The sequence below is a fragment of the Congregibacter variabilis genome (assembly GCF_045689235.1).
In the GTDB taxonomy this organism is placed as follows: Bacteria; Pseudomonadota; Gammaproteobacteria; order Pseudomonadales; family Halieaceae; genus Congregibacter; species Congregibacter variabilis.
In genome coordinates this window covers 1,324,733-1,349,473 of sequence record NZ_CP136864.1, presented here as the reverse complement: position 1 = coordinate 1,349,473, position 24,741 = coordinate 1,324,733, and the positions used below count along the sequence as shown (strand labels likewise).

19 protein-coding genes are annotated in these 24,741 nt (G+C 53.9%); 14 read left to right on the top strand and 5 right to left on the bottom strand.

Going from position 1 to position 24,741, the window contains the following annotated elements; translation table 11 throughout:
* Positions 1-94 precede the first annotated feature (94 nt).
* Positions 95-406, top strand: coding sequence for a DUF2007 domain-containing protein (locus R0135_RS05925; RefSeq protein ID WP_407349335.1), 312 nt, complete (start codon positions 95-97; stop codon positions 404-406).
* Between the two features lie 57 nt (positions 407-463).
* Here R0135_RS05925 and R0135_RS05920 read toward each other — a convergent pair whose 3' ends face one another.
* On the bottom strand, positions 464-1,366 hold the full coding sequence (locus R0135_RS05920) for a LysR family transcriptional regulator (RefSeq protein WP_407349334.1): 903 nt from the start codon (positions 1,364-1,366) through the stop codon (positions 464-466).
* A gap of 236 nt (positions 1,367-1,602) precedes the next feature.
* On the opposite strand from R0135_RS05920, the gene R0135_RS05915 reads away from it, so the two are divergent.
* From R0135_RS05915 to R0135_RS05905, 3 genes are all read left to right on the top strand, one after another.
* Positions 1,603-2,484: a TauD/TfdA dioxygenase family protein gene (locus R0135_RS05915; RefSeq protein ID WP_407349333.1), complete on the top strand. Its 882-nt coding sequence runs from the start codon at positions 1,603-1,605 to the stop codon at positions 2,482-2,484.
* 88 nt (positions 2,485-2,572) lie between these two features.
* Positions 2,573-3,748, top strand: coding sequence for a phytanoyl-CoA dioxygenase family protein (locus tag R0135_RS05910; RefSeq protein WP_407349332.1), 1,176 nt, complete (start codon positions 2,573-2,575; stop codon positions 3,746-3,748).
* Between the two features lie 206 nt (positions 3,749-3,954).
* Positions 3,955-5,373 (top strand): DUF2130 domain-containing protein, encoded by a 1,419-nt coding sequence (locus tag R0135_RS05905; RefSeq protein WP_407349331.1) that lies wholly within the window; start codon positions 3,955-3,957, stop codon positions 5,371-5,373.
* 75 nt (positions 5,374-5,448) lie between these two features.
* Here R0135_RS05905 and R0135_RS05900 read toward each other — a convergent pair whose 3' ends face one another.
* Entirely contained in the window at positions 5,449-7,551 is a 2,103-nt protein-coding gene (locus tag R0135_RS05900) for a TonB-dependent receptor (RefSeq protein WP_407349330.1), read from the bottom strand.
* Positions 7,552-8,084: 533 nt separating this feature from the next.
* Here R0135_RS05900 and R0135_RS05895 point away from each other — a divergent pair.
* The 3 genes from R0135_RS05895 (at position 8,085) to R0135_RS05885 (ending at position 11,007) form a co-directional block, all read left to right on the top strand.
* Positions 8,085-9,104 (top strand): D-2-hydroxyacid dehydrogenase, encoded by a 1,020-nt coding sequence (locus R0135_RS05895; RefSeq protein ID WP_407349329.1) that lies wholly within the window; start codon positions 8,085-8,087, stop codon positions 9,102-9,104.
* Positions 9,105-9,185: 81 nt separating this feature from the next.
* On the top strand, positions 9,186-10,343 hold the full coding sequence (locus R0135_RS05890) for a DUF819 domain-containing protein (protein ID WP_407349328.1): 1,158 nt from the start codon (positions 9,186-9,188) through the stop codon (positions 10,341-10,343).
* Between the two features lie 178 nt (positions 10,344-10,521).
* Positions 10,522-11,007: a hypothetical protein gene (locus R0135_RS05885; RefSeq protein ID WP_407349327.1), complete on the top strand. Its 486-nt coding sequence runs from the start codon at positions 10,522-10,524 to the stop codon at positions 11,005-11,007.
* Between the two features lie 44 nt (positions 11,008-11,051).
* On the opposite strand, the gene R0135_RS05880 is transcribed toward R0135_RS05885, so the two are convergent.
* Positions 11,052-12,695 (bottom strand): acetolactate synthase large subunit, encoded by a 1,644-nt coding sequence (locus R0135_RS05880; protein WP_407349326.1) that lies wholly within the window; start codon positions 12,693-12,695, stop codon positions 11,052-11,054.
* 310 nt (positions 12,696-13,005) lie between these two features.
* Here R0135_RS05880 and R0135_RS05875 point away from each other — a divergent pair, with 310 nt between their 5' ends.
* Positions 13,006-13,521, top strand: a complete 516-nt coding sequence (locus R0135_RS05875) for a DsrE family protein (protein ID WP_407349325.1) — start codon at positions 13,006-13,008, stop codon at positions 13,519-13,521.
* A gap of 1 nt (position 13,522) precedes the next feature.
* Here R0135_RS05875 and R0135_RS05870 read toward each other — a convergent pair whose 3' ends face one another.
* A complete protein-coding gene (locus R0135_RS05870) occupies positions 13,523-14,821 on the bottom strand; it encodes a M20/M25/M40 family metallo-hydrolase (RefSeq protein WP_407349324.1) in 1,299 nt (432 codons plus the stop codon).
* Positions 14,822-15,153: 332 nt separating this feature from the next.
* On the opposite strand from R0135_RS05870, the gene R0135_RS05865 reads away from it, so the two are divergent.
* The gene (locus tag R0135_RS05865; protein WP_407349323.1) at positions 15,154-17,130 is read left to right on the top strand and encodes a putative bifunctional diguanylate cyclase/phosphodiesterase; all 1,977 of its coding nucleotides are present in this window, start codon (positions 15,154-15,156) and stop codon (positions 17,128-17,130) included.
* A 102-nt stretch (positions 17,131-17,232) separates the two neighbouring features.
* Here R0135_RS05865 and R0135_RS05860 read toward each other — a convergent pair whose 3' ends face one another.
* A complete protein-coding gene (locus R0135_RS05860; protein ID WP_407349322.1) occupies positions 17,233-18,633 on the bottom strand; it encodes a M20/M25/M40 family metallo-hydrolase in 1,401 nt (466 codons plus the stop codon).
* Between the two features lie 60 nt (positions 18,634-18,693).
* Between R0135_RS05860 and R0135_RS05855 the strand changes: the two genes are divergently transcribed.
* From R0135_RS05855 to R0135_RS05835, 5 genes are all read left to right on the top strand, one after another.
* Positions 18,694-19,473: an SDR family NAD(P)-dependent oxidoreductase gene (locus R0135_RS05855; RefSeq protein ID WP_407349321.1), complete on the top strand. Its 780-nt coding sequence runs from the start codon at positions 18,694-18,696 to the stop codon at positions 19,471-19,473.
* Positions 19,474-19,558: 85 nt separating this feature from the next.
* Positions 19,559-20,161 carry a 2-hydroxychromene-2-carboxylate isomerase gene (locus R0135_RS05850; protein WP_407349320.1) on the top strand — a complete coding sequence of 201 codons (603 nt, stop codon included), beginning with the start codon at positions 19,559-19,561 and terminating at the stop codon, positions 20,159-20,161.
* A 49-nt stretch (positions 20,162-20,210) separates the two neighbouring features.
* Complete coding sequence (locus R0135_RS05845) at positions 20,211-22,715, top strand: hypothetical protein (protein WP_407349319.1); 2,505 nt, start codon at positions 20,211-20,213, stop codon at positions 22,713-22,715.
* A 119-nt stretch (positions 22,716-22,834) separates the two neighbouring features.
* A complete protein-coding gene (locus R0135_RS05840) occupies positions 22,835-23,692 on the top strand; it encodes a sterol desaturase family protein (RefSeq protein WP_407349318.1) in 858 nt (285 codons plus the stop codon).
* 15 nt (positions 23,693-23,707) lie between these two features.
* Positions 23,708-24,676 (top strand): potassium channel beta subunit family protein, encoded by a 969-nt coding sequence (locus R0135_RS05835; RefSeq protein ID WP_407349317.1) that lies wholly within the window; start codon positions 23,708-23,710, stop codon positions 24,674-24,676.
* Positions 24,677-24,741: the final 65 nt, after the last annotated feature.

The window sequence follows — 24,741 nt, the reverse complement described above, 5'->3', positions numbered from 1 at the left end:
GCTAGCCTGGCAAGCCGGTAGCGTGGTGCCCGAAGAAAGGGGCATTCCTGTTATCGGCGCGCTACGGAAAGTTAGCTTTGGAGAAAAACCTTACATGAAGCTCGCGTACACACATCCCAGTGGCATCGTGGTGGCGCAGGCCCGCAGTGTGCTCGAATTGGCGGGTATCGATAGCGTTATCCGCAATGAGTTCGCCTCCGGCGCGATTGGCGAGCTGGCCCCCATAGACGCCTGGCCGGAGGTTTGGGTGGTCAGAGACAGGGATTGTGACGCTGCGATCCGACTGCTTGAGGAGGCCCAAAAATCAGTCGACGAAGCCGACTGGGAATGTGCACTGTGCGGCAGCGCCAGCCCCGCCACATTCGAGTACTGCTGGCACTGTGGAGGTGACAGGCCGTCGGGATGATCCATACACGCCGCCAGGCAAGTAGCGGTTGAATTCTCGGCGCGGTTGCCGCAGCCCTCAGACTCGACGGGTCGCCTTTTCAATCGCCTCTCTAAGACTGGCCATTGCGGGGTGTACCGCCGTCTTTTTGAGGGTGACAGAAAACCAGATGGCGGGTTCCCCAGGATCAATGGGCAGCTCTTCAATAAGTCCGGCAGCCATCTCATTGCGCACGCAACCGGGGGTAGACAGCAGGATGAGATCGCTGTGAATCACCGCATCGCGCAAAATGGCGATGTTGTCGCTTTTGATGCCGAATTCGATGGCACTGCGATCGCCAAGGTCAAAATGCTCCGTGAGAGAGTCTAGTAGGGCATCAGATAGGTGTGCTCCGGCAAAGCGATAGGGCAGTAAATCCTCAAAATCCATGTATCGCTTTGCCAGCACCGGATGTCCTGCTCTGCAGAATGCTCGCCCGTCCTCCCGAGGAAGGGGGACCATCTCAAGCTCTGATGAATTGGCGGGTAGGTCTCGCCCATCCCCGATCATGAGGTCGAGGTTTTCGGCTCGTAAAAGTTCGAGCAGGGCCGGTGTGTCGGCTACCGTTACGTCGGCACTCATGGCTGGGTTGGCCGTTTGCCAGAGCCCCAGGATCATGCCACCCATGCTGCCGGATGACTGCGCGGTCATGCCTATCCTGAGTTCTCCAGCCATGCCCTGGGCCAGATAGCCGACTTCTTTTTCAAGGTTTCTGGCTTCAGCTAGTAGAGAATCAACCCGGTTTAACAGATCACGGCCCACCGCGGTAAGTCTGACCGGGCGTTCACTACGATCGAATAGTTGAACCCCCACACGTTCTTCGAGGTTCCGTATGGAATTGCTCAGCGCTGGCTGTGTGATGTGTGCCTGGCGAGCAGCGGCGGCAAAGTTGCCTAGCTGTGCGACCAGGCGAAAATACTGCAACTGATTGAGGTTAAACATTAAACACTCCGCGACGCCATTCGGCCTGACAGGGGCGTAGTTGATGAAATTGCCTTTTTGAAGCGGCAAGATCACGGTCGGCCGCCAGGCCATACTATTTTTAAAATGTATCGATTAACAAAATAAATAAAATTAGCGTGAATTGTAAAGCTTCGTTAACGTAGTGTTTTCAAAGCATGGACAATCGATAGTGTTGTATCTGCAGGTCAAACAATAAAAAAGGGATTTGATTAACGATGATTAATCACTCGGCCTCGTTCTCTGTCCGTCCGCTGCCCAATAAAACCTTCGGTGCTGTCGTGACAGACCTTCGACTCTCGCAAATCGATGAGAGTTGTTTTGATCAGCTGTATCAGTCCTGGCTCAAATACGCGTTGCTGATCTTTCCTGGCCAGCACCTGAGTGATGCGGAGCAAACGGCGTTTGCCCGACGTTTTGGCGAACTTGTCGAAGGTCTTGAAGCCGTAGAGCTGAGCAATGTGCTGCCCGACGGGAGACTCCGCGATGCGCCGGATGACGACATGATGAAAATTATTCGTGGCAATATGCATTGGCATCAGGACAACACCTATATGCCGTTACAGGCCAAGGGTGCAGTTTTCAGTGCCAAGGTTGTTCCTGCAGCCCAGGGCGATACCGCCTTTGCCGATATGCGAGCAGCGTGGGATGCACTCGATGCACAAGCTCAGGAAAAACTCACAGCGCTGTCTGCTTGCCATTCCCTCGCACGCAGCCAAAAAGAACTTGGCGAGGAAACCAAGAGCGGTGATAGCGAATATGTTGGCTACGGACTGAATGTTGCTGACATACCGCGCCGACCACTGCTGAAAGTGCATCCGGAGACCGGCCGGAAGACCCTGGCCGTTGGCCGTCATGCCTTTGGGGTTTCTGGGATGTCCGAGGAAGACTCCGCAGATCTGCTGAACGAACTGATCGACTTGTCTGTCACTGATGATCGACGCTGCTATCAACATCGCTGGTCGCAAGGGGATGTAGTGGTTTGGGACAACCGCTGCCTCATGCACCGGGCGTGTCCCTGGGACTATTCGGAGCCCCGGGTGATGCTGCATTCGCGTATCGCCGGCGATCCAGTGTCAGAGGCGGCAATCAACGTTTGAACATAAGGTCAATATTCCACCACGCAAATGTCTGTCGTTGTAATACCGCGGCGGCCCTCAATTTAATAACAAAAAGAGCGTAACCACTATGATTCAGCCTGATTACAGTAAGTCGATAGAGGCCTGTGCAGCGCATTACGGCGACGACGCCGACGCCGTTAAGGCATACATGTTTGAAGGGCAGCATCGTGCGTATGCACTGCGCAATCGCGGGCCGATTCGATTCCTAGAAGACGGCAGCCTGCATCCGGATATCCTTAGCGCCTATTCTCAATACGGGTTCTACATCTTTGAAGGCGTTCTCGATTCACAGGAGATGTCTGATATTCATGAAGATCTTGCCGAGATGCGCTCGCGTTTTCCAACGCATCCGGGATCCACGGTCGATGCCCAAGGTCGTCCTGCGTTAGGCTCGGATTGCGAGGGACCCGGATTGATGTGGAGTAAGCCGCTCAGCGACCCACTGGGTGGCACCGACCTGGCCAATGGTCGTCATCAAGTCAAACTTAAAGAATTGAAAGCCGCAGCAGATGCCCCCCAGGATGCTCCTTTTATTCTTCTGGGGTCCCTGCAGTTTTCTGAAGCTGCGCTTCGCGTTTATGGCCACCCGCAATTGCTCCGTGTTGCCGCTGAGGTGAACGGCGAAGACTTCGCCCCTTTTAACGAGGTTCTGTTTATCAAAGATGCGGGTATGGGGGCGGCGGTTTCCTGGCACCAGGACGGTGACACGCACTGGGATAACCCGCACTTTGACGAAGGCATCCATGGCTTCAACTTTATGGCACAGGTTTATGGAAGCACGCCGGTCAACGGTGTCTGGGTTGTGCCTGGCACCCACAAAGTGGGCAGGCTGGACATCAAGGCCATGGTTAAAGAGTCCGGCAGCGAGAGATTAAGGGAGGCTGTGCCCATCGTGTGCGAACCGGGTGACGTCGTGATCTGCAACCGTCAACTGGTGCACGGTTCTTTTGCAAACTCCGGTTATGAGCCGCGGCTGACCATCAACTTTGGTTTCCACCGTCGCTCATCTGTTCTCGATGTTATGGGCGCGGGTATTCATAGTCCTGCGGCTGTGTATGACAAAAACGTCATCAAGGAGCGTTCCCGGGTGATCGGTTACGCCATTGATGCACGCCGGCGTCAGTATCCTGATGAGGAGCCCTATGAATACAAGCCATTTGTTAAGTCGGGTGAAACGTTCTCATGGGATGCTGCAGCCAAAGCTGGAATCCGCGACTACAACTTACTTGATCTCAGTATCTAACGAATTTTCGCGGTAGCAACAAGCCGCGGGAAAAGTCAGTCAGGAGTGATGCCTGCTGCCTCCCGGCCAGGGTTTTTGAATCAGCTTTATCGTTCTTAGGCATTGATATCCGACCAAAACGCTTCGAATCTCTATACTAGGCGCTCGCCCTTAGCAATCGGTTGCCTAAACTGCTTGCTTCATGCTCAAAGGAAAGAGATTCCTATATGAATGAAGTTGTGTGTCCCCACTGCTCAAAAGCCTTCAAGATCGATGAGGCCGGCTATGCCGATATTCTCAAGCAGGTGCGTGACAGCGAGTTCGAAAGTCAGCTGCACGAACGTCTTGAGCTTGCTGAGAAAGAAAAACTGAGCGCTATTGAGCTTGCCAAGAGCCAGGTGGGCGGCGAGATGCAAAAGGTCGCTGCCGCCAAGGACGCCGAGATACAGGACTTAAAGGCATTGCTTGATGCTGGGGAGGTTGCGCGAAAGCTCGCGGTCACAGAGGCCCTTAGTGGTGTAGAGAAAGAGCGCGATGCAGCCCGTAATGAACTGGAAAAGGTTAAGCGCGAGCAAGAGGCGGCGTCCGAGCTTTCTGAAGCCAAGCGTCTGGCAGAGCTGCAGGCAGCTGCAGGCAAAAAGGACGCCGAGATTCAGGCGCTAAAAGCCAAAATTAGTGCCAGCGAGACCGAGCAAAAACTTGCCATCACCAATGCACTGGCTTCTATTGAAAAAGAGCGCGATGAGCTGAAGAACAACCTTGGACGAGCTCAGCTTGAGAAAGAATTGGCCGAAAAGTCCCTGAAAGACAAGTACGAAACGCAGATCAAGGATCGCGACGATGCTATTGAGCGTCTGCGCGATATGAAAGCACGGCTGTCGACAAAGATGGTGGGGGAGACCCTGGAGCAGCACTGCGAAACCGAGTTCAACCGCATTCGTGCTACGGCTTTTCCGCGAGCCTATTTTGAAAAAGACAATGACGCGAGTGCCGGCAGCAAGGGCGACTATATTTTTAAGGACTCCGACGAAGCGGGCGTCGAGATAGTCTCTGTTATGTTCGAGATGAAGAACGAAAGTGACGGCACGGCAACTAAGAAAAAGAATGAGGATTTTCTCAAAGAGCTGGATAAGGATCGCAGCGAGAAGGGCTGCGAGTACGGGATTCTGGTCTCACTCCTTGAGCCGGACAGCGAGTTGTATAACAGCGGCATCGTTGATGTATCTCACCGTTACCCCAAGATGTATGTGATCCGCCCGCAGTTTTTTATCCCCATCATCACGCTACTTAGAAACGCGGCCATGGGTGCTCTGGAGTTCAAGACAGAGCTTGCGATCGTCAAGGCACAAAATATCGATATCACCAACTTCGAAGACGATCTTGAGAAATTCAAAAGCGCCTTTGGCAGGAACTACGAGTTGGCATCAAGAAAGTTTGAGACAGCTATTAATGAGATTGATAAGTCCATCGATCATCTGCAAAAGACCAAGGAGGCTCTTTTGGGTACCGATCGCAACTTACGTCTGGCAAACGATAAAGCGCAGGATGTCACCATCAAGAAGCTTACGCGGCGTAATCCCACGATGACCAACATGTTTGAAGAATCACGGGGTGCCAATGAGGACCGTGGCGAAGATGACGCCTAAGAACGGGCTTAGTAAAGAAAGCGAAAGAATGAGGCAGACCCTTTTCGTCATGTAAAAAGGGCCTGCCTTTAAGGTCTAGAACATCAGTCTTACACCGGCTTCGACGCTCTCGCCGGCCTGGGGTGCAAAGTTACGCAGGAACGAGGTGCTCAGACGAATCTCTTCATCTGTAATGTTCTTTAGCTTGAGAAAGGCAAAGAGTTCCGTGTTACCCGCAAACTGCATGCTGTAGTCGATACCCGCATCCCAACGAGTGTAGCCGTCGGTTTCCGTCTCAAAATCACCCGGGTTGTCCTGATCACTTGCGTTGAGGACCTTTAGGTACACTCCCAAGGAGTCACTGCGCCAGGACAGCTCGCTTCCGACGCGCATTGGGGGTAAGCGCGGCACGTCGCCCGCAGAATCAAACTCGCCCGTGATCATGTCACCAAAGACGCCGAGGGAGACTGCGCCGCCGGCAACAGTGGCTAGCTCAAAGCTGGACTCAACTTCCAGACCATAAAAGTTTGCGTCGTCTTGCTCGTAGACATACACCGGTGTTTCGTCAACTTCGCTGCCCGTGTTGAGCAGAAAAATATAGTCATTGAAGGTGTTGTAGAAGAAGGTGATCTCAGCGAACGCCCGCTCGCTCATATAGGTCAACGACAGGTCGGCGTTAAGCGATACTTCTGTATCGAGATTGGGGTCTCCGACTTCAATAATGCCGGTTGCCGCGTGTGTCACGAACTCTTCGGCCGAATTGTTCAGATTCGAAAAGAGCTCCTCTGTCGATGGTGCACGTTCTGCTCGCGACAGAGATGCCCCGAGGCTCCAATCAGAGTTGATGTTGTACAAGCCAGAACCGGACAAGCTGAAGCTGGTGAAGTCTTCTTCAAATCCCGTTGCCGGATCGCGCTCTACGTATTCAGCACGGCCGCCTACCTCGAACTGCCAGTCCTGGGTATGAAAGTCCTGTACGTAAAACACACCCCATTCTGACGAGTCGGTTTTGGGCACGTAGGCCTCTTCGCCCACCGCCTCAAATTCGTCGGCTCGCCATTGCAGACCCAGTACGCCGTGGTTATCGCCCTCGCGAACGAGCTCCAGACGTCCTTCGTAGGTTTCGCGGCTGAACTGCGTGCCGATCTCTGCGCCTTCGAGTTCCACGTGCTCGTAGTCTGTGTAGGTCAAAAAGCCCCGTACGGTATCGATTAGCCCCGGCACGACATCATGAAGGTGCAGCTGCGTGTCATAGCGCTCCTGCTTGAGGTCGATGCGGATGATTTCTTCCTCTTCTTCCTCCTCCTCATGATCCTCGCCTTCGTGCTCCTCACCTTCATGCTCCTCGTGACCGTGAGCACCGGGGGGTATGCCGTAATTCGTCTCAAAGCTGTTATAGGCAAGGCCCACATAGTTCTTTTCGCCGAAGTGGTAGCTTCCGCCAAGGGTGAAGACATCGGAATCACCATTAGTGTTAGCGATAAAGCCGTCTGAGTTTTCCAGCTCTTCTTCTTCGTGGTCCTCGTCGTGTTCGCCGCCCAGGAGTTCTTCCTGCATTTCGACCGCTTCTTCATCGATTGCAAGGCCAGGGATGCTCACGTCCTCGAAGTCTCTAAAAGTGCCACTGACGTGAAACGCAAAGTCGCCCGCGCCGCCTTCGAGTTTGAGGACGCCTGTGTTCATCTCTGGTGCGTCATCGTAGCGGTACTCGACGGCGCCTTGTATGCCGTCGATGCGATCAGTGGGGATGCGATTATCGCGGGTGTTGATGACGCCGCCGATAGCGCCGCCGCCATAGAGCATGGTTGCCGGGCCTCGCAGCACCTCGATGGACTCGGCGAGCATGGCTTCTATACTCACCGCGTGATCGGGGCTGAGGCTCGAGACATCGGCTGCTGCAATACCATTGTTAAGATTGATGGTCCGGGGTCCAGCCTGACCGCGAATCACTGGGCGGCCTACGCCGGGCCCAAAGGATGAGTTGGATATGCCGGGCTTGTCGCCGAGCGTCTCGCCCAGAGTGCTTGCCGCAAGTCGGCGAAGTTCTTCGCCCGTTACTACGGTAACCGGAAGTGCGGTTTCGGCTGCTTTTTTGTGGATGGGCATAGTGACGAGTACATGCTCGACACGTGACTCGGGTACTTGCGCCATGGCCTGACTAGCGGCGCCTACGAGGGCCGCAATAAGAGTGCGTTTCATGTCATTCTCCAGAAAATAGAAAGGGTTGTGTCTTTCAGGAGAGAGCAGGTGGTCCTCGAGCCTTTAGCGTGTAAACGGCACTGGCCGGTACCGCTAAGAGAGGTTGTCGCGGGCCAGTGGTCGCAGTTGCGTATGCGATTGGTCCCTTGTTGCTTGTTGTGACCGCGTGGCCACTATCAAACTGGCACTGTAAGCAGTCAGCAACACTGCTGTCATCGGCGTGAAGATGGCCTATCAGTCCAATCTGCGCGCTAAGAAACACTGCCAGCAGAAGGGCTGGCAGAGCTTTAAAGGCACGTGAATTGTGAATGCTGAGTTTCATGAGGTGCAAAAGAGTACGCTATTTGCCATGGCGCGAAAAGAGCTTGTTAGCGGTGAGCGCAGCGACAGCAGCGTGTAAGTGCGGTAATCGGGATTACCTCAGCTAAGAGCCAGCCGCTGTAGCCTGGGCCAGCACTCAATTTTGCTTGCTGCTCACTTCCCCGCTATCGTCGTGAGCCGATCACGCAGATTTCACCCCAGAGCAGCAAGCCATGACAGTCAAAGTCTTAATTACCAGCTACTTAGAGCCTGAGTTTGTTGAGCAGATTCGACAGGTGGACACTCGGCTTGAGGTGGTTTACGAGCCCTCACTCATTGCAAAACCCCGGTATAACGCTGATCACAAGGGGCTCGCGTTCACGCGATCTGCCGCACAGGAGGCAAGGTGGCAAGCGTTACTGGCCGATGCCGACATCATCTTCGACTTTGATCAGACACATCTCGATGATCTGCCCGAGTTGGCCGGCAATGCTAAATGGCTGCAGACCACCAGCTCCGGCGTAGCGCGGTTTATCGAAGAGAACCGCTATGACCAGCGGATGCCCCACACCGTATTCACTAATGCTGCGGGCATTCACGCTCAGCCATTGGCCGAGTTTTGCATCATGGTGATGACGATTTTTAATAAGGGTCTTCTTAGCCTGTTGGAGGATCAAAAACGTCGGCATTGGGAGCGCTATGCCGGCACAGACTTAAGCAACAAAACACTGGTGGTGGTTGGTTTGGGGAAAGTAGGGCAAGAAGTGGCGCGTCTGGCCAGGCAGTTCCGAATGAAAACCATCGGCGTTAAACGATCTATTGAGGGTTTGGACGCAAGAGAACTCAATGTAGACCAGCTATATGCACCCGATGCACTGCACAGCGTCTTGCCGCGCGCTGATTACCTGGTCTTGATAGCGCCGCATACCGACGAGTCAGAAAACATGATGGGTGAGAAAGAGTTTGCCCTGATGCCCAAAGGCTCGGTCTTGGTCAATATTGGCAGAGGTGCCTTAGTGGATGAGCCCGCCTTGATTGATGCCCTGGAGCGCGGCCATCTCCTGGGAGCGGGTTTGGATGTCTTTCAAACTGAACCGCTGCCCCAGGACAGTCCTTTTTGGGATATGCCCAATGTCATCGTGAGTCCGCACTCGGCGAGCACTACGGATAATGAAAATAGGCTAATCACAGAGTTGTTCTGTGAAAATCTTAAGTTGTTTTTGGCGGCTGAGCCTTTGATAAACGCCATATGATGCTGTGTGAGGTTACACTCGCACAACAAGTGATCTTTAGAGCAGCATGCATCAGGAGCGCTATGCCAAGCGAATGCAGACGTGATTTTTGATCCAACCGAAAGCACTACCACGATCACGCTTGTGCTGGTGTTTACGGTGGTCGCTGCAATTTGGCTGGAAAACAACACGCGCGTTTTCAAAAAGCTGGGAGCCGCAGCCCTCAGCATATTGATCGGTATGCTGTTCTCTAACCTGGGACTGATTCCTGGTTCATCCAGCGTTTACGATTTTTTTCGTGGGCCCGGCGTCTTGGCAGGCATCACACTCTTTCTTCTCACGGTGGACTTGGGGTCAATAAGGGCTGCGGGCGGGCCCATGCTCAAAGCATTTTTGCTCGGCGCCTTTGGTGCTGCACTGGGTGGTGCGCTTATGGGGCTGGTTTTGTTGGATGCCATTGGCCCGGACACCTGGAAGCTCTCCGGACAGTTCGCCGCAACGTACATCGGCGGTGGGGTGAATTTTGCTGCGGTAGGTCAGGCGCTGGACACTTCCAGTGAGTACTTTACCGCGGGTGTTGCCGCAGATGTCATTGTTACGGCTATCTGGCTCATCATCTGCATCACCATTCCCGCTTATTTTGGCAAAACAGACTCCGAACAGCCTGTGCTAGATTCTGGAGACGAGTCTGGCGCCAGCCACTCCAATACCTCCAACCTCCTTATTAGCACCGGGGCGCCCTTTACCTTATGGGATCTGGCCGTACTTGCAGCGACAGTCATGGGCTGTCTTTGGTTGTCCGGCGTGATAGCCACTTTCATACCAGTTATTCCCAAGATCATTTGGCTCACCACTTTAGCTTTAGTCCTTGCACAAACTCCGGCTGTTCAAAAACTGTCAGGTAGCCTGGTGCTGGGTAATTATTTTTTACTACTGTTTTTAGCCACCAACGGTGCGGTATCGGTGATTGCGCGAATCATCGAAATTGGGCCCGCTATTTTCTACTTTGCCCTGGGCACTGTGCTGATACACGGCGTGATTATTTTTGGTATCGGGATGATGCTAAAAATCGATACAAAGATTATTGCCATAGCCTCTCAGGCAAACATTGGCGGTGCATCCTCAGCGATGGCCATAGCGGGCGCCAGAGGAACTCCACATTTGATTCTGCCCGGTATCGCCGTCGGGCTACTGGGCACGGCGCTTGGCAATTATGTGGGCTTGCTCATTGCACACCTTATGAAACTGTTCATCACCTAAAATCGACCGTTGCTGCAAAACAATACCGCAATAGGGCTTTTTGAGCCTAGCAATGATAGTTGTGGGGCTATTAACCAGTACTGGGCTTACTGCTATTCTTGCGCCCCGCGGCTATGGTGCACCTCGGCGCCCTGGCCCTTCGTGATCTAATTCCGGCTAAATAAAGTATCTCTATTCCATGACTGCTGACTATTTTCGCTTTGGCTTACAGCGAGACGTGGATTCCCCCACGTCTCGACGGTATTGGCTGGCATCCGGGCTACTGTTGCTATGGGGGCTTGGGTACGCACTGCTGATCGCAGAGGCGCTGTACATAATGCGCCCTTCGGATTTTGATCGTCTGGTGAACGCCGGCATGATTTTGCCGGGCTACGGTGATTACGTGCAGCAATTGCCGCCGTGGATTGTTGGGCTCACACTTTTCAAGGCATCAAGCCGTATTTTGGGTGCGATAGGTCTACTCTTGCGCAAGCGCTGGGCGGTGACTATGTACGGCCTTTCATTGGCGGTTTCCTGTCTGATTTTCTTTCGCGGCTTTTTGCTGGACAACCGCGGAGCCTACGAGGCCCCGGGGCTGATCGGTCTGGATGTGCTGTTTTTCTGTGTAAGTGTCTACGCGCTTTACTTTGCCGCAGTAGCGCGGGTCCGCGGCACCTTGCGTTAAGTCAGAGTGCTCTTGCGGCAAGCATGCTTGTGCAGCCAACTTGACTATAGGGCGGCACTTAGCTTGGGAATAGTGTCGAAGAGCGTTGTCTTGTTCAGGGAGTAATCCACGTGCACGTCGATGATGTGCACTGCAGGTTCTTCCAGGCATCTGGTCAGCAAGGGCTCAAGCTCCTCGGCGCTCTCGATGCGCCAGCCTTTGGCGCCATACGCTTCGGCGTAGCGCACGAAGTCGGGGTTACCGTAATCCAGGCCGAATTCGGTAAACCCCACGTCCGCCTGTTTCCATTTGATCATTCCGTAAGCGTCGTCGCGTAAGATGAGAACTACCAGATGTAGTCCAAGACGCACCGCAGTTTCAACCTCCTGGCTATTCATCATGAAGCCGCCGTCACCGCAAACACTGACCACCGGACGTTCGGGGTATACCAGCTTTGCGGCCATCGCAGAAGGAAGGCCCGCCCCCATGGTGGCTAGCGCATTGTCCAAAAGCATTGTGTTGGAGTGCGCCGCAGGAAAGTTGCGCGCAAACCAAATTTTATAAACGCCATTGTCCAGAGTAACGATGGTTTCCTTGGGTACCGCCGCGCGCACGGCACGCACCAGGCGCTCGGGCAATACGGGGAAGCGGTCGTCGTTCTCGCTGTGAGTGCGGTGCTCAAGATCAGCCTCGCGAGCACGTTGAAAAAGTGAAAAATCCCAGTCGGGTTGCGTCTGGAGCTTCTCTTTCAACTGCCAGATGCTGTTCGCAATGTCTCCAACGACTTCTAACTGCGGGAAGTACACCGGGTCCACTATGGCCGAGCCAAAGTTAATGTGTATTACCCGCCGACTGTCTGTTGCTCGCATGAAAAAAGGCGGTTTTTCCACAACGTCGTGACCCACGTTGATTATCAGGTCTGAGGCCTCGATAACCCGGTGCACAAAATCATGATCCGAGAGCGCCGCCGTGCCCATGAACAGCTCGCTGTGTTCGTCGAGCACGCCTTTACCCATTTGCGTGGTGACGAACGGAATGCCCGTTTTGTCGACGAACTCGCGCAGCATCTTCGCGGTGAGCTTACGATTCGCACCCGCGCCGACCAGGAGCATTGGCGAGGTAGCCTGCTCGATCATTTCTACCGCGGCATTGATCGCCTTGTACTCGGCGATAGGTCGCCGTACCAGGCTCGGATCGATGAGCTGGACGTTGGTCTCCTCGGCAGCGATGTCCTCGGGCAGCTCAATGTGTACAGCGCCCGGGCGTTCCTCGTGTGCCAGTCGAAACGCCTCGCGCACGATGGAAGGCACGCGATCACCGCTGACCACCTGAGACGTGTACTTAGTCAGAGGTTGCATCATGTCTACAACGTCAAGAATCTGAAAGAGCCCCTGCTTGGAGTTTTTGATCGGCTTTTGGCCGGTAATCATCAACATGGGCATGGCGCCCAGCTGTGCGTAGGCGGCCGCGGTAACCAGATTGGTCGCGCCGGGGCCCAGCGTAGACAGGCAAACCCCCACATTGCCGGTTAGTCGTCCATAGGTTGCTGCCATGAATCCGGCCGCCTGCTCATGGCGGGTAAGGATCAACTTGATGGATGAGCTGCGCAGAGACTCAAGGAGATCCAGGTTTTCTTCCCCCGGGATGCCAAACACGTATTCCACGCCCTCGGCTTCAAGCGCTTTTACAAACAGGTCGGACGCCTTCATTAATCGTATTCCTCGTCTATTACCTCATTATAGTTACATACGTGCCTCCGCTCAGCTGGTTTGCCTGATCGTTCGAATGACTAATTCGATAATCGACCACTCAGGTCACCAGTTACATGCTTTCAAGCTAAAACGACACGTTCTGCTGTTAATACCGGGCTCATGCTGGTTGTGCACCAAAGCCGTTGGTCGATACACAGTAACGTGGGCTTTTCAGTTGTCTGCGACGAGTAGATGAAAAAAATGGCTGACAGGCGTAAGGTCGGAATACGTCGACAACTGCCGTGTATTTACCTTTGGAGCTATAAAGATGAAGATGTTCTCACCCGTTATGATCCTGATCGTCACACTTATGGGATCGCCATTTGCGACGACAAGCTGCGCTGACGAGGGGGTCGTTGTTACTCCGACAATGGCGTTTCCCGCTGACGGCGTATGGATGCACGCCTTTGATTCCATCGAGGGTGAGAGCGAAAAGACCAATGCGGCGCTGGCTCGGGCTGTGGCTCTTTACAAGTACATGGAAAAAGCCGGTATCGATCCTAAGCAGGTGACCAGCGCTGTGGTTGTACACGGTCCCGCGATCTACGACATCGCCAATACTGCGCGGTACGAAGAAGCCTATGGCGAGGGCGTGAGCAATCCCAATGCCAAGCTTGTTGCTGAATTGATAGCACGCGGCGGCGAAATATGGGTATGTGGCGTAGCCGCTCTACACCGGGGCGTTGGTGATGACGATGTGTTGCCCGGGGTGCAGATGGCGCCTGCTGCTATGGTTGCCCATGCCGAACTGCAGCGACGCGGATTCAGTCTCAATCCCTACTGAGCTAGGACCTGGACAAGCGATAAATCAAAATGGCTGCTCGTTTGATCGCGACGGCCATAGAGCTTAGCTCGAGACTCTCGTTGGGGGTGTGTCCCCCTTCGCCAATCGCACCTAAGCCCGCCAAAGCATCGGTATAGGGTGCAACAAACGACACATCCGCAGCGCCTCGTTTAAGAGGGTCCCACACGGGCATAGGTCCACGGCCCAGTGCTTCGTTGATGCTGGAGAGTTCTTTTGCCAGCCGTCGGTTGCCATCCGTGGGTGCCATGGGAGGGTAACTCTCCACGAAGCTGATCTCTGCAAAAGTCTGTGGAAGACTGTTGGCTACAATCGCGCGCATGCGCTCCTGCGTCCGCGCCAGTTGTTCTTCTGTGATGGTGCGGATGCCACCGTGTACCACGACCTTGCGCGGTACCACGTTCGTTTTGCCAAAAGTTTCACCCCGATTCTGCTGGGGATCGTAGTCGACTGTTGTGCCTCCCTGTATGGTTCCCGCGTTAAACGTCAGGCCGTACTCGCCTCGAACTTCAGCGTAAAAGCTGTGAAGGATGCGCGCGGCTTCATGAATTGCTCCGGCACCGACCTCATCACTGAAAATACCCGAAGAGTGCGCCTGTTTACCTGTGACCTCCAGGGTCCAGCTGCTGGCACTGCGCCGAGCGATGGTCGCCCAGTCGGATCCGTCGGCGTAGCTTGCGCTCTCAAAGCCCAGGGAAATGTCGGCCCACTGTCCTGCTTCGATGAGGTCCTTGCGGGAGATCGACAGTGGTCTTCCACTCTTCTCTTCGTCGCCTGTGTAGGCGACAACAATGGGGATGTCCTCGAGAGCCCCTATTTCCTGAAGTGCCTTTAGGGCATAAACAATGACCACATTGCCTGACTTCATATCGGCAATACCGGGTCCCTTTGCTATGTCGCCTTCGCGCTGGAAGGCCTGAAAGTTGTCATCGCTTTCAAACACAGTGTCCAGATGTCCGATAAGAAGAAGCTTCTTGCCGCTGCCGTCTTTACGACCAAAGAGGTGGCCCGCACGGTTCATCTCCTGTGGCATTTCTATCCACTGTGTATCAAGGCCCAGACCGTCCAGTTCACGTTGCATAACGCGGCCGACTTCTCGAACACCTTTGAGATTCATTGTGCCGCTACCAATATTGACGGTCTCGGCAAGGAGTTCGATCGCCGCTTCAGTATTTTCGTCGACCCACTGGCTTATGCGCTGCTCGGTCGGCTGCAGTTCTGCGGCGCTGGCTCTGGCGACCATCAGCAGCGCGACTGCGCCGGAAAATATCCACGATTTCATAGAGATCCTTATTTGCGGCTTGCTAAAAATAGAATTTGATATGCAATCTACTCGATAAGAGAGCTTCGCTGCCAGCGATGAGCATATCCTGGAGGATTTTTACTCGGCACCTAAGGCTTAAAACCCATCCGAGCAGGCTACCGCAAGCAATAAATTGCCGATTTACCTGTCCTGCGTCAATAAAAAGTGCGCTTGCATAAACTAGTCTGCACTTTCTACGGCCTGCACTGCGTTGTGGGTTCTCGCGCAAGGTCTCGCATGAGGAGACAGTAATTACGACCATCGAGATTCTTACTTCACTGTCTTACTGGGTTTTAACGGTCCTGTGGTTAGTGATTCTGGGATTTTATCTGGCCTCGCGTGGTGAAGCTCGACGAGACCCCAACGTCTCCATCTTGCTGGTGATTTTGTCTATCGACGCCTTTCGAACGGTGTTTGAGAGCGCTTATTTCGGTTTGTACTTCAACTCACTTTACGGGTTTCTATCGCCTTCGATTGCTGTCGAGCTCGCCAAACCCTCCATGGTTCTTGTCCCCAAGCTCATTAATGTCCTGGCCGGGTTCGTGGTTCTGTTCATTCTTATTCGAAACTGGCTTCCCCGGGCTATTCGCGAAAAACGTGCTTCGGATGACGCGCTGCAACTCGCAGCAACAGTATTTACGCACGCCGAGGAAGGCATTGTGATTGCGTCACCCAAGGGCGTGACGCTGGACGTCAATGGCGCATTCTTAGCAATGAGTGGCTACACCAGGGCAGAACTAATAGGCAGTAAACTGGGCATCCACCGGTCCAAAGAGCACTCTAACAGCTTCTATGCTGGAATCTGGCGTGCCGCTCAAGACGAAGGCTCTTGGCTCGGAGTGATCTGGAATCGGAACAAGAGCGGGATGGTTTATCCCGTCCAGATGAGTGCCACTGCCGTACGGGGGCCGGCAGGTGACATAGTGAGTTTTGTGTGTCTTTACACCAATGTCGCGGAAGCCGTAGAGCAGCAGCGACAGCTCGATCACATGGCGCACTTTGATGTGCTGACGGGGCTTCCCAACCGAACGCTGTTGTCTGATCGTTTATCGCAGGCCCTGCTGCAGTGTGTGAGTCGAGAGCAGTCCGTCGGCGTCTTGTTCGTAGATCTGGATGATTTCAAGAAAATTAACGATCGATACGGCCGCGGCGCAGCCGATCGTTTGCTGTTAGAGGTTTCCAGCAATATGAAGGCGGCACTGCGTTCAGTGGATACCCTGGCGCGATTTGGCGGTGACGAATTTGTTGCCGTACTACCCAAGCTTGAGAACCATACACAATGCGAGTCGATTTTGGCGCAGCTGTTGGAGGCAGTACGCCGGCCTGTCGATATTGACGGAGACAAGGTCACACCATCAGCCAGCATTGGTGTGACGCTTTACCCCGAGGATAGCGCAGACCCGGAACAGTTAATTCGGCATGCTGACCAGGCTATGTACCTCGCAAAAGTGAAAGATAAGGGTAGTTGGCAATATTTTGACACTCTACGATATGCGGCTTTTCAAGAACAGTCGCGGCTTCAGGATTCTATTCGTAGTGCTCTCGTTGACGGTGGGTTTGTCCTGCATTTTCAGCCGGTAATTGAGCTTGTGACACATGATTTTGTGGGCGTAGAGGCGCTGATTCGTTGGCCTTCAGAAGAAGGTAATCTGCTTGAACCAGAGGCCTTTCTGGGTGCGACGCAAAACAATGCACTTGCGGTCGATTTGGGTGACTGGGTGTTTGAGACCGCGCTGTCTCAAATTGAAGCCTGGTCGCAGCAGGGGCTGAATATCTGCGTTAACGTGAATGTCGACGGCTTTCATTTGCAGCAGCCCGGTTTTGCTGCGCGATTAGCTGAGCTTCTTGCTCGTCATCCTTTGGTGGATCCGGCGAATCTTGAGCTGGAAGTGTTGGAGACCAGTGCGCTCGACAACCTGGAGAAGGTGGCCAGTGTTATGACTGAATGCACCGGACTCGGTGTGAGCTTTGCGATTGATGACTTTGGCACCGGCTACTCTTCGTTGACGTACTTACGGCGATTGCCTGCACAGCGAATAAAAATTGACCAGACTTTTGTGCGTGGCATGTTGGACGATGCCAGCGATATGTCTATCGTCCAAGGTGTCATAGGACTGGGACACTCATTTAAGCGAAAGATTGTTGCTGAGGGTGTCGAAAGTGAAGCACATTGTCAGGCCCTGCTCAGTCTGGGTTGTGAACTGGGCCAGGGCTACGGAATCGCAAGACCTATGCCTCCCGACGCACTGCCAAAGTGGCTTGATGATTGGAAGAAGGCCCAACATTAGGGTCATAACACAGGCCGTTTGGGGGCTGCTGCACGCGGGGATTGCCGAACGATCCGATAAGGGTTGATTGGCTCACCGCCTTTCAGCGGTGAGCCCTAAGTGTTAACTGCCCGTTAGATCCCGAATGATAATCGACCAGTGGTCCAGGGCATCGTAAAACGCCTTTACCGGGACTCGCTCGTTCAGGCCATGGGCAAATTTTTCATCGGGATTCATAAAGATACTCCCAACGCCAAAGGTGGGGACCCCTGCTTTACGAAAGTGCATACCGTCTGTACCGCCCGATGACATATAGGCAATGAGATCCAGACCCGGATAGCGGCTGTGTACCGCATGGCCCACTGCCGCCAGAACATCGGCGCGGATTTCTGAGATCGGGCTTTCTGTGGGGTCCCCCAAAAGTACAAATTCGGCTTCCGCATTACCCACTACCGACCGCAACTCTGCCTCGATGTCTGCTACGGACACGCCAGGAAAAATCCGGCAGTTGACAGTCGCGGTGGCTGATTGGGGGAGAGCGTTCTCTGCGTGTCCTGCTTCGAGCATGGTGACCACACAGGTAGTGCGAGTGGTCCCCACATAGGAGGGTTCCGTGCGCAATCGTGCCGCGGCTTCTTCGTCCTCGGGGTCATAGGCAAAACGCACCATGGCATCGCCTAGCTCGCCCCCCAGTTTGTCACCGACTTGTTGAAAGTAAGACAAGGTCATCTCGCTCCACATGACGGGGAAGCGGTGGGCTTCTATTGCTTTAATGCCGCTGGCTAATTCGTAGATGGCATTGTCATCACGGGGGCGACTGCTGTGTCCGCCGGGGTTGCGCACGGTGATCTCCCACGTGGCAAAGGTCTTCTCAGCGGCCTGAAGGCTGTAGTCAATGGCGCGTCCATCAGCAGTCAGGCTGCCACCGCCAGAGTCCGAGTTAAGCGCATATTCTGCCTCTACAAGTTCGGGCATTTCATAGGCCATCATGCGGGTGGTGATCATGCCGCTCTCTTCGTCCCCGGAAAATGCCAGGATTAAATCTCTGTCTGGCACAAAGCCCTCTTTTTTGAGACGGATCATGGTGCCAGTAAGTTGCGCAACGCCAAATTTATTGTCGATGGTGCCCCGGGCGTAAAAATTCACATCATCCTGGGTTAGCTTAAAGGGTGGACGTACCCAGTCTTCTTGCAGGGCTTCTACGACGTCCAGGTGGCCAAGCAGCAGGATGGGCTTTTTACCCGAACTGTTATCACCGCGGTAGGTTGCGATTAATACGCCAAAGTCATCCTTGGGAATAACGCGAACATCCTCACTGGCAAAGCCAGCGTCTATCAGTTGATCGCCCAAATACTGAGCGACCCGCAAGGTGTTACCTTTGGTTTTTGAGGTATCGACTTCTACTATGTTGCGGTAGATTTCGAGGGTTTTTTGCGCATGCTCGCTCTCAATAGAATTTGTCTGAGCGGTGGCGCTCAAGTTGATAATGAGCAAGGGCAGTGCCAGCCAGCGGCTTCGAAGCATGGTTGTTCTCCAGGTTGTATGGGACTGGCGTCAGTGTAGTGCTTAGAGAGGGTGTGAGCGATGAAAAAAGTATGTCTTGTTCTGGGCGCGGGGGCCGGCATTGGTGGCACCGTTGGCAAACGTTTTGCGCGGGAGGGCTATCACACTGTGTTGTGCCGCCGCAGTGATGAAGACGGCCTCAAGCGCTTGGTTGTCGAGATAAAGGATACGGGCGGCTCCGCAACGGGTCGAATTATCAACGCTGCTGATGAAGGCTCCATCGAAGAACTCGTGGCGGACGTCGAGGCAAACATCGGACCGATCGAAGTCGTACTGTTCAATCTTGGCGCGCAGATAGGTAACCGCGCTCTTGGTGATACGAGCTATAAGGTCTTTGAGCTCGGTTGGCGTCTCGCTACCTTTGCACTGTTTAGAATCGCCAGCTGCGTCTTTCCCCTCATGGAGGCCAGAGGCACGGGCACATTGCTGGTGACCTCTGCTACCGCCGCCGTGCGAGGTAACGCGGGGCAGCATTCCCACGCGGCAGCCATGGGTGGGCGGCGCATGCTGTGTCAGACCTTGAACGCAGAGTTTGCGTCCAAAGGTATTCACGTGGCGCACGTACTGATTGATGGCGCTGTCGACGCACCGGATACTTTGGGGAAAATGTTGGGGCCAGAGAACTTTGCAAAACTGCGCGAGGCAAAGGGCAGCGAGCACGATGGTTTGTTGGTTCCCGAGCATATGGCAGAGACCTATTTCCACCTTGCTCAGCAGCATCGTTCGGCCTGGACTCATGAGTTAGACTTACGGGCCTATTCGGACCTGGCATGGTTCAATCACGCGCCGAAACTGGTTTGATTGCGGGATATGTTTTGGACTTACAGCTCGTTAATTGATAATGCCTTTCTCCCCCAAGGAACTTGCAGAACATAAAGGAAATGCAATGAGCAAGACACTGGATTTTATCTTCGACTTTGCCAGCCCCAATGCGTATCTGGTTTATAAAGCATTGCCAGCCATCCTCGAGCGGACAAATGCCTCTTTAAACGTCATTCCTTGTTTATTGGGGGGGCTGTTTAAGTCCACGGGCAATCAGGCGCCCATGCTTGCCTTTCAGGGTATCAAGGGAAAGCTTGAATACGATCAATTGGAAATACAGCGGTTTATTGCAAAGCATGAATTACTTAAGTTTAAGTTCAATCCGCATTTTCCGGTTAACACGCTGTTGCTCATGCGCGGGGCGATTGCCGCGCAAAGCAATGGGCAGTTAGAGCAATATATCACCGTTGGCCTGACTAGCATGTGGGAGCAGGGCCTCAAAATGGATGACCCACAGGTGTACCAGCAGGCAATGACGGACGCGGGTCTGGATGGACAGGCTTTGCTGGAGAGTACTCAGAACCCGCAGGTGAAGGCGAAACTTATGGCTAATACCGCCGAAGCGGTAGCGCGGGGTGCCTTTGGAATTCCGACGTTTTATGTGGGCGATGAAATGTTTTTTGGCAAAGAGCGCCTGCAACAGATCGAGGAGGAGCTGTCGGCATAAATCAGTGCTGACAGAGGCTGACAAACAGCACAGGGTGATGATTGGGTCAATGAAATACGTTTTGCGAGTCGCTGCTCCTTCTGTAGGTGCGGCGTTCCTGGTCATGTTCCACGCCGTGGCTCCTACCCCAGCATTCGCGCAGGGGAGTTGTCCGCCAGATTTCGGAAATGGACGACTGTGCACCGCAAAAGACTTTGAGGTAACTGGCGTTGTAGTTTCCGGTCCTTCGGAGTGTACTGCGGGAGAGACCATTGCCGTAGAGCTCGTGGTAGGCCTTACTGCTACTTCCAATGAGCGTTACGACATTGGCTTGTTTGTCGCGGACAATGGAGGAGAGCTCATTGGCGGCGCTCAATGCAGCTTCACGAGTCTGTCGCCTCAAACGACTGTGGACGGGCTTTTTGCAGGGACGAATCCTGCTGGCTTGGGCCCCTATCGCAATCTGGATGGCGATGCCTGTGGCGACGTTGCCTCTAGTGATGGCGAGAACTACCGACGTTTTTCTTTGCCCTCCGTGCTTTGCGAGGATCGTGATGGAGATGGTGATGTAGACATTAACGGACTCGTTGTGTGGAGCCAGAACGCGAGCCAGGATGTTTGTCCTGATCCGGGCAATGCAGCGAATTTTTTTCCAAATCAAAGTTCAAAATGTCAGCTGGCACCGGATTACAGCCTGCCCATCGTGGTTGAGCCACCGCCTACAATCGAGGTCGCTAAGCGAGCATTCCCAGAAACGCTGCAGGAGCCAGGAGGCGACGTTGCTTTTTTTGTCTCCGTGGCCAATACATCGGTCGATACGGATCCTTTGCAGCTGACCAGTCTTGTTGATGATGTACATGGTGACTTGAACGGGCAGGGCAACTGCTCGGTACCGCAGAGTATTAGGCCTGGAACAAGTTACGCCTGTCGTTTTGTGGCGACGGTCTCTGGGAGTGCCGGGGAAAGTGAGACTGATGTCGTCACAGCTGTAGCTATTGATAATGAGGGAGAAAGTGTCACCGCAAACGACACTGCGACCGTCATCATCATTGCCAGTACGGTCCCGACGCCGCCGAGTATAGAGGTGATCAAGTTCGCCTATCCCAGCAAGGTGCCTGAGCCGGGTGGCACCGTTGTGTATGCCGTGGAGGTGATCAATACGTCGGATACGGAAAGCGTAACCATAAATAGTCTAGTGGATGATGTGTATGGCGACGTGTTTAGCCTTGGAGTCAGCTGCCCCACTTTCAGCGGAGCAACTCTGGCTCCCAGCGAACGCTTCATTTGCGCATTTCGAGAGAGTGTACCGCCCGCCGCTAGCGCGCCGGGTCAGCCAGGAGATACTGTCACAGACGTGATTACGGCTACGGGCTCCTCATCAGGCGGTGCGGCCAGCGACTTTGACGATGCCACAGTGGAAATTATTGACGCACCTTCGTCTTTGCGAAGTATAAAACAGGCGTTCCCGCAAACCCGGCCGGCACCCGGTGGCACCTTTGCCTTCCTTTTGGCTGTGCAAAATACGTCGCCAGCCGACACGGTTACTTTGAACAGTCTCGTTGATGATGTGTACGGAGACCTTAATGGCCTCGGTACTTGTGTGTCGCCGCAAACACTTGCGCCATCAGAGATTTATAGCTGCGTATTCTCTGGAGATTTCTTTGGCGTCAACGGTGAGTTTCAGGTTGATTCAATTCTGGTCGAGGGTGTGGATGACGATGGAAGCCCGGTGCGGAGCATCGCACGTGCCCAGGTCGAGCTAACTGATTCGGTGGCGCCTGGGGTTCCCGCATTATCGGTGGTCAAGACCGCTGATCCCACTTCTCTTTCGGAACCTGGCGGTGATGTGACGTTTACCGTTGACGTGCGCAATGCTTCATCCGCGGGCGATATTACAATCACTGCATTGCAGGACAGTCCTTACGGTGATCTCGACGGTCTGGGGAGTTGCGCCGTTGGTGCCGTCCTGACACCGGATCCTGCAGATGTGTACAGCTGTAGTTTCACCATTGCTGTGACCGGGGCCGGCGGCGACGAGTTAGTGGATATTGTTACGGCTACGGGGCTGCACAGTGGTGGCGATACCGTGACCGCAGATAACGACGCTACGGTGACTATCTTGCCGGATGCCTCCGAGGTTCTTGTTACAAAGAGCGCTACGCCTCAGACGTTGGAAGCTCCGGGTGGGCCTGTGGACTTTACTGTCACAATCCTCAATGCGGGAACTGAAACACTGGAGGTAACCGCACTAACCGATAGTGTGTACGGAAACCTTGACGGGCGGGGCGATTGTGCCGAAGGCGCAATAATGCCGACAGGCACCAGTTATAGCTGTATGTTTACTGAGGACGTCATTGGGGATGCGCCTACCTTGCATCTGGATACGGTGACGGTCGAGGTGCGAAGTACCACTGGCGCTATTTTATATGACAGCGCGCGTGCGACAGTGTTGATTTTTGGCTCCAACGGAGCAGGTGGTCCGGTGAGTATCCCGGTGAGTCCGCATTGGCTGCTTGTCATGCTTGTGGGTTTATTGTTTTTAATCGCGATTCGACGAACACGAGACACGCGCTAATAAAAACACGAGTAGTTGCCTGATAATCGAAAGACTTATCGCTCGCGAAACAACAAAAAGGAATAGCTGTTCTGGAAGATATCATTGCCATACTTGAGGACGACCTTGTCACCAAAGCTTTGCCGTTGTTTTTTCTGGCGATACTGATTGAGTGGGTTTATGCCGCAAAAAAGCATTTGCCCTGGTATGAGCGCCGTGATTTTTTTAGCTCCATGGGCGTTCTTTTGCTGACAGGGCTCGTCGACCTGGTTCCTAAAATTCTCGGCATCGCGGCCATGTTCGCTCTTTACGAAGTTTCACCGCTAAAAGGGGTCTTCGAGCGGCAATGGTGGAGTTGGGTACTGCTGTTCTTCCTGGATGACTTTGTTTACTACTGGTTTCATCGCAGTAATCACGAATTACGGTTTATGTGGGCTGGCCATGTTAGTCACCATTCCTCGCAATACCTGAACTACGGCACAGCGCTGCGTCAGGGTGTGGGCGAAAGAGTTATCAAGTACGCCTATTGGCTGCCTTTGCCTCTGCTGGGTTTTGACCCGGTGATGGTGGTGATCATGATGAGTATCAGTCTTTTTTATCAATTTTGGATACATACCCGGGCGATCGACAAACTCCCGAGCGCCATCGAATATGTGTTCAATACGCCGTCGCATCATCGGGTTCACCATGCTTCCAACGTGCGTTATCTCGATTGCAACCACGGCGGAACACTGATTGTCTGGGATCGTTTGTTCGGTACATTTAGCGAGGAGTCGTCTGAGGAGCCGGTGGTATATGGCCTCACTAAAAACCTCGAGTCCAAAAATGTGCTGACTATCGCCTTTCGTGAGTACCGGCTGATGCTTCAGGATATGGCCCGAGCAGAGCGTTGGAGCGACAAGCTGCGGTATCTGTTTATGGCGCCAGGCTGGTCGCACGATGGCCCTGACAAGCGGGCTCGGACACTGCGGCGAGAGCAACAAACATCGATAGTCTGACAACAGGTTCTTAAAATGCAGTATCGGCGATTAGGACATTCAGGTCTGAAGTTATCCGCACTCTCCTTTGGCTCCTGGGTGACCTTTGATAAGCAGGTGGATGCAGGATTAGCCGAAAGGATGTTTGGCACCTGCATCGACGCTGGCGTAAATTTTTTTGATAACGCCGAGGGCTACGAAGCCGGAAATGCCGAAATTGTCATGGGTAAAGCGCTCAGAGCCTTGGCGGCCCCGCGAGACAGCTATTGCGTGTCGTCCAAAGTGTTCTTTGGCTCCAGAGAGGATCCCAAGCCTACCCAGCAGGGGCTGAGTCGCAAACACGTGACCGAGGCTTGCCATCAGGCTCTGTCGCGTTTGCAGGTCGACTATCTGGACCTTTACTTTTGCCATCGCCCGGACCCGGACACGCCTGTCGAAGAGACGGTCTGGGCTATGCACAACCTGATAATGCAAGGAAAAGTCCTGTACTGGGGCACCTCGGAGTGGTCCGCAGAGCAGATTACGGCGGCCTTCGAGTTTGCCAGGAGTAACCATCTCACGCCGCCGAGTATGGAGCAGCCGCAGTACAACCTTCTTTATCGGGAGCGCGTGGAGGAGGAGTATGCGCCGCTTTACGAAAAGTACGGTCTTGGAACAACCATTTGGTCACCGCTGGCCTCGGGTACTCTCAGCGGTAAGTATCTAAATGGTGTGCCCATAGACTCGCGCATTGGCTTACCTGGCTACGAGTGGCTTCGCGAGATGTTGGTAGACAGCGAGCGAGGGCAGGCGCGCATGCAGCGCATACAGGCTTTGCTGCCCATTGCAGAGTCACTCGGTGTGAGCCCCGCACAGCTGGCTATCGCCTGGTGTCTTTTGAATCCGAATGTGTCTACCGTAATCTTGGGGGCGTCGCGCGTGGCTCAGCTGGAGGAGAATCTGGGTGCAATCACCGTCCTCGACCTCATAGACGATGAAGCCCGGCGGCAGCTGGAAGCAATTTGAAACGTCGCTGCTGCAGCGACCTGACGTTCGTTATTGCTACCTGGGCTCGCTCACCGGATCCGCCG

What these genes read in the sequence shown, in the direction of transcription:
- R0135_RS05915 (WP_407349333.1), top strand. Translation starts at nt 1,603, where the DNA reads ATGATTAATCACTCGGCCTCGTTCTCTGTCCGTCCGCTGCCCAATAAA.
- R0135_RS05925 (WP_407349335.1), top strand. Translation starts at nt 95, where the DNA reads ATGAAGCTCGCGTACACACATCCCAGTGGCATCGTGGTGGCGCAGGCC.
- R0135_RS05920 (WP_407349334.1), bottom strand. Translation starts at nt 1,366, where the DNA reads ATGTTTAACCTCAATCAGTTGCAGTATTTTCGCCTGGTCGCACAGCTA.
- R0135_RS05900 (WP_407349330.1), bottom strand. Translation starts at nt 7,551, where the DNA reads ATGAAACGCACTCTTATTGCGGCCCTCGTAGGCGCCGCTAGTCAGGCC.
- R0135_RS05875 (WP_407349325.1), top strand. Translation starts at nt 13,006, where the DNA reads ATGAAGATGTTCTCACCCGTTATGATCCTGATCGTCACACTTATGGGA.
- R0135_RS05905 (WP_407349331.1), top strand. Translation starts at nt 3,955, where the DNA reads ATGAATGAAGTTGTGTGTCCCCACTGCTCAAAAGCCTTCAAGATCGAT.
- R0135_RS05910 (WP_407349332.1), top strand. Translation starts at nt 2,573, where the DNA reads ATGATTCAGCCTGATTACAGTAAGTCGATAGAGGCCTGTGCAGCGCAT.
- R0135_RS05855 (WP_407349321.1), top strand. Translation starts at nt 18,694, where the DNA reads ATGAAAAAAGTATGTCTTGTTCTGGGCGCGGGGGCCGGCATTGGTGGC.
- R0135_RS05850 (WP_407349320.1), top strand. Translation starts at nt 19,559, where the DNA reads ATGAGCAAGACACTGGATTTTATCTTCGACTTTGCCAGCCCCAATGCG.
- R0135_RS05870 (WP_407349324.1), bottom strand. Translation starts at nt 14,821, where the DNA reads ATGAAATCGTGGATATTTTCCGGCGCAGTCGCGCTGCTGATGGTCGCC.
- R0135_RS05895 (WP_407349329.1), top strand. Translation starts at nt 8,085, where the DNA reads ATGACAGTCAAAGTCTTAATTACCAGCTACTTAGAGCCTGAGTTTGTT.
- R0135_RS05845 (WP_407349319.1), top strand. Translation starts at nt 20,211, where the DNA reads ATGAAATACGTTTTGCGAGTCGCTGCTCCTTCTGTAGGTGCGGCGTTC.
- R0135_RS05880 (WP_407349326.1), bottom strand. Translation starts at nt 12,695, where the DNA reads ATGAAGGCGTCCGACCTGTTTGTAAAAGCGCTTGAAGCCGAGGGCGTG.
- R0135_RS05860 (WP_407349322.1), bottom strand. Translation starts at nt 18,633, where the DNA reads ATGCTTCGAAGCCGCTGGCTGGCACTGCCCTTGCTCATTATCAACTTG.
- R0135_RS05835 (WP_407349317.1), top strand. Translation starts at nt 23,708, where the DNA reads ATGCAGTATCGGCGATTAGGACATTCAGGTCTGAAGTTATCCGCACTC.
- R0135_RS05885 (WP_407349327.1), top strand. Translation starts at nt 10,522, where the DNA reads ATGACTGCTGACTATTTTCGCTTTGGCTTACAGCGAGACGTGGATTCC.